Raw genomic sequence first — 4,726 nt, forward strand, 5'->3', positions numbered from 1 at the left:
TACCCCTTTCCTATGCTTGCTATTCCACTTATCCCTTAATCTCTACAACAACGGAAATTCACTTTTTGCCAAAGAACACAAAAAAAACGCTACAATTTTATAACTGCAACGTTTATTTCATAAGTTTTGTTCAATTCGTATTCGATATATTTTATGTCTGTTTCTTCACATTTTTATCTCTTTTATTTGGACAATATATGTCCATAGTCTTGATTGCTAATGTCATGATGATCAATCACTTACTATCATCTGCATTTTTTCTCTATATTCGGTGGGCTTCATTCCTGTATGCTGTCTGAACCTATCGGACAGACTGCTGATATATTTGTAACCGACCATTTCGGCAATTTGAGAGACCGGAAGCACTGTATCTCTCAGGAGATGTTCCGCATGTGTCATACGGCGTGTAACAATATATTGTTGAATACTCATATGATACACATCTTTGAATACATATTTCATCTTAGCCTGACTCATGCATGCAATTTGAGCAAGGAAATCAATTCTGATATCTTCAGCATAATGGTCGTTAATATAATTGGATACGGATATTATGGCATCCAAGTCATCATTAGGTATTGAAAACCGTTGTTTACCATGTTCTTTATTTTGTTTTTTTGCTTTTTCAAGAATGACGGAGAGGGCTTCATTTACCTTACTTTCATAAAACAGCTTTGCCGATATGCCGTCTCCCATATAATTTTTGAGCTGATTGAAAACCATGACCAGTTCGGGAAAATTGGAACAGCCGTCTATCTGTCTGAATGCTTCTGAAGGATTTTCATAAATGTCAGGGTATTGTTCATTTAAATATTTCTTATAATATTCAGGCATAAATGTAATGCTTATACTATTGATAGGAATTTTTTTGTGAAGTATCATACGATATTCACTCTTTTTCCCGACATACGCCTGAATTGCTCCGGATGTCAAGCGACGGTAAGGTGTCAGTATTTCGCCGGAAACGGAGTAGAAATAACCGACACAAATATATTCCGGTTGTTCAAAAGCACAATAGGTATCTTCATAGTGAATCTGATCCATAATGGTGATCGTCACATACGGATTACATTGATAAACCCAACAATATCCTTTGCCAAGCTCAGGATTCATTTTATAAAATTTGCCGTTCGGATTAAATCCCGGAGCGGGTTCACATGGTATAACACCCCTGCCTGCAAAAATATCTCTGTACATTTTGTCTAATTGCTTGCTCATAAAATTATATTTTCTCCATCCGATAAACAATTTGTGCTAATAGCTAATCATTGCTATCTTTCATTGACGCTAAAGATATGAATAAGTAAAATAAAACACAAGTTAGATAAAACTAATTTGATTGTATATTAGGCAAAATAAGTTTTCAAGATTTTTGTGCGAAGGAGGAGAAAAATGGAAATCGCAAAATATCTTTCCGCCATGAAAAAAAGATGCTCTCGCAGAAAATATACGGATAGGCCGATTGATTCCAAGTGCGTAAAGAAGCTTGAAGATCGCATTGCTTTATGCAACAGAGAATCCGGACTTAATATGAAATTGGTCATTGGAAATGGAGGGAAGCTTTTTGACGGATTTCGCAAAAGCTATGGTCTGTTTGTAGGTGTTCAGGACTACATTGCCATGATTGGAAGCAAAACCCTTCCCGATCGTATGGAAAAAGTAGGTCGTTTTGGCGAAAAGCTAATTCTTGAAGCAACTGCAATGGGTCTATCCACATGCTGGGTTGGAACAAGTTATGATAAAAATGCAGCGATGGACTTGTGCGAAAGGGACGAAGTCCTGGATTGCGTTATAGCTGTCGGATACTCAGATGAAAAGCATTCGCTTAAAGAACGAATGATGGAATATGGGATGCACAGGCAGAATAAAACCAAGGAAGCTTTGGCAGAAGCGGAAGATCCTGTGCCGGAGTGGTTTAAGCAAGGGATAGATGCTGTTTATCTTGCGCCTACCGCAAGAAATTTGCGCCCATTTGTATTCAAATATAAAGATGGACAGGTGACTGCTTCCATTACAAGTCCAACGGAAACTGCGATGATTGATCTTGGAATTGCCAAATTCCATTTTGAATTGGGAGCAAGGGTTGGAAGTTGGGAGTATGGCAACGGAGGTCGCTATTGTTTTGATGATAAACAGAAGGACAGTGATAGGTAATGAAAGCTGTTTTTATTGTATTTAGTCCATCAGGACATACGCTCATTGCGGCACAAAAATTCATGCATCTGCTTGAAGATAATGGAATTTCCTGTCATATGATCAACATCACAAAAAACGATAAGTATCTTCAGGATTTCACAATTACAAAAACACTGGTTAATGATCTTGGAGAACATCATCTGTTGATTCCCTGTGCGCCGGTATATGCCGGACATTGTGAACAAAATATGCTCAGGACCATACGCGCACTCCCTCAGAACCAAAACAGACAGCTTCCGGCGATTCCGCTTGTGACCTATGGGGGAGTGCACAGCAGTGTTGCACTGGAAGAAATGGGTAAAGCACTTAACGACAGAGGATATATTCCGATTATGGGCATTAAGATTGCTGCGGAGCATACTTTGACAGCAACTTTCAAAAAACGGATCAATCCAAATTTGCCGGGAAAAGTTGAGGATCAAATCCTTGCAGAAGCGGCAGAAATAGCAGAAAAGGTTGTGAACGACAAGATAGCTATGGTCAATGTAGGAAAGAAACTTGCATATACACCGTTTATGAAACGCATTATGTTTCGTATTTTCAGCCAAGAAAAAATTCATGGAAGATATAAGCAAGTTGCAATCAATACGGAAAAATGCATTGGTTGTGAGCGATGCGTTGCAGCCTGTCCCGTCAATATGTTTGCACATATTGGCAGGACAATACAAACGGTGCGTGACCCCAAGTCTTGTATTTTATGCGCCGAATGCTATCATCACTGCCCTGCAAAAGCCGTTGTACATCCATATATTGAAGTTGCAAGAAAGAGACTTTCAGACGGCTTTGCAGAACTTGAAACCCCACAATCTGCCATTTATCGATAAAACTGATATCCGCCAAATATAAAATGAAAAAGTTATGGCATAAAAAATTATAAATAAAGAAAGGATAACTTACTATGATTAACAAAACAAATATTTATGAACAGCTTACAACACTACCGTATCTCCCCGCTTATCAGCAACTGATACAGGCTGCCATTGAATTAGATGTCTTTTCTAATTTAGAAAATCCTATCACCACAAAAGAGCTATCTAAAAAAATGAGCTGGGATGAAGGCAATACCTTCAATCTTTTGAAAGGTTTGTACAGTCTTGGTTATCTTAAGCGAAATGGAGATACATTTTGTAATATGCCGGAAACATCAAAATATCTTGTTAAGGGGAAGCCTGCATATATGGGAAGTGTGCTGACATTTTTCTGTAATAATCAAGGAATGAGCCTTGGAAACGTGGCACAGCAAGTAAAGGAAGGCCCTAAACCGCAGGAACAGACACAGCAGTCTATGGATTTTGCAGCTTATGGCGAGGCGATGCGTGATGCTCAATCAGGGATACGTCAATATGAACTGTTAGAAATTCTCCGATCCCTTCCCGAGTATAAATCTATTCACAAAATATTGGATCTGGGCTGCGGTGCAGGTTGTCTTGGAATTGCAGTTATACAGGACGGAAGCAACCGCACGGGCGTTCTTTTTGATAGACCAGACATGAAGTCACTTATTGAAGAAACCGTAAGATGTTCCAATATGCAAGATAGCGTTTCCGTTAAAACCGGAGACTTTATAAACGATGAGATTGGCAGCGGGTATGATCTAATCCTCTGCTCGTCCATTATGTTGTTCGCCATTACAGGCGGTGCAAATTTCTTTGCAAAGTTGAAAAAAGCATTAAATCCCGGTGGAGTAGTTGCGTGCTTGAATGAAGGAATTGAAGCAGATTATTCCGGACCGTGGGATATGATTTTAGGCTATATGGCGTTTAATTTACAGGGGATGCCGATAGGTGTCATCAAAGGTCAGGTTGCCGATGCAGCAAAAGCCGGAGGGTTTCATTCCATCGAAAACCGCAAGGTGCTTCTCAGCACCGGAATGCACGATATCAATATTCTTAGGCAATAAATAGAAGATATAAATATAGAAACATGGCTAATTCAGCTATTTCAAAATCATCAAATATGAGAATACCTTTCGCCCTCGTTTATATGGAACATTCCTATTGAGATTATGAAGTAAATCGAATTTAACCGCCGTTTTTATATTATGAGTAAAGACGCGGGAGTTCAAAACTCAATCATAGCTTATGAAAACACGGCGGTATCAAAGGAGGTATCGTCGTGTTTATTTTTCGCTATCTTAAATTCATATTGAAGAGGATATATTCTATTTCCGGGTTTCCGTGCCTTTACGGATGACCTGTTAAATCATATCCATAACCTTATCTTTTCATGTCCGATCCCGGCTGTTTCATTCAGTCGGGATTTTTTGTGCCTGCAAAAACTTTTTTCTAAAAATATTCGCTTTTCTTTGGCAGTTTTCCTCTCTGCGTTGTTGAGGGTTTGCGGAAGGGGAAATTCTACCCGCTTTCGCGGCTGCGAAAGGAGGTGAATCCCATGAATGAACCTGAATGGACCGAATGGCAGATACGCTGCGCATTCAACGGCTTCTGCAAGCGGACATTGAAAAACGAAAGCATCAATGCCCATAAGGAACTTCGGAAGCGGCAGGCACACGAAATTAACTCTTCCGACC

General features: G+C 39.5%; 4 protein-coding genes. 3 read left to right on the forward strand and 1 reads right to left on the reverse strand.

Annotated elements, in window-relative coordinates; all coding sequences use genetic code 11:
* Positions 1 to 231: 231 nt before the first annotated feature.
* On the reverse strand, positions 232 to 1,218 hold the full coding sequence (locus V3C63_RS11615; RefSeq protein ID WP_329888107.1) for a helix-turn-helix domain-containing protein: 987 nt from the start codon (positions 1,216 to 1,218) through the stop codon (positions 232 to 234).
* Positions 1,219 to 1,392: 174 nt separating this feature from the next.
* Here V3C63_RS11615 and V3C63_RS11620 point away from each other — a divergent pair, with 174 nt between their 5' ends.
* The 3 genes from V3C63_RS11620 (at position 1,393) to V3C63_RS11630 (ending at position 4,096) form a co-directional block, all read left to right on the forward strand.
* Positions 1,393 to 2,154 carry a nitroreductase family protein gene (locus V3C63_RS11620; RefSeq protein WP_329888108.1) on the forward strand — a complete coding sequence of 254 codons (762 nt, stop codon included), beginning with the start codon at positions 1,393 to 1,395 and terminating at the stop codon, positions 2,152 to 2,154.
* The gene (locus V3C63_RS11625) at positions 2,154 to 3,020 is read left to right on the forward strand and encodes a 4Fe-4S dicluster domain-containing protein (protein ID WP_329888109.1); all 867 of its coding nucleotides are present in this window, start codon (positions 2,154 to 2,156) and stop codon (positions 3,018 to 3,020) included. The genes V3C63_RS11620 and V3C63_RS11625 overlap by 1 nt, the downstream gene beginning before the upstream one ends.
* A 74-nt stretch (positions 3,021 to 3,094) precedes the next feature.
* Positions 3,095 to 4,096 (forward strand): class I SAM-dependent methyltransferase, encoded by a 1,002-nt coding sequence (locus V3C63_RS11630; RefSeq protein ID WP_329888111.1) that lies wholly within the window; start codon positions 3,095 to 3,097, stop codon positions 4,094 to 4,096.
* Positions 4,097 to 4,726: the final 630 nt, after the last annotated feature.

Origin of the sequence: Pseudoramibacter faecis (genome assembly GCF_036289405.1) — a bacterium.
Taxonomy (GTDB): domain Bacteria; phylum Bacillota; class Clostridia; order Eubacteriales; family Eubacteriaceae; genus Pseudoramibacter; species Pseudoramibacter faecis.

What these genes read in the sequence shown, in the direction of transcription:
- V3C63_RS11615 (WP_329888107.1), bottom strand. Translation starts at nt 1,218, where the DNA reads ATGAGCAAGCAATTAGACAAAATGTACAGAGATATTTTTGCAGGCAGG.
- V3C63_RS11620 (WP_329888108.1), top strand. Translation starts at nt 1,393, where the DNA reads ATGGAAATCGCAAAATATCTTTCCGCCATGAAAAAAAGATGCTCTCGC.
- V3C63_RS11625 (WP_329888109.1), top strand. Translation starts at nt 2,154, where the DNA reads ATGAAAGCTGTTTTTATTGTATTTAGTCCATCAGGACATACGCTCATT.
- V3C63_RS11630 (WP_329888111.1), top strand. Translation starts at nt 3,095, where the DNA reads ATGATTAACAAAACAAATATTTATGAACAGCTTACAACACTACCGTAT.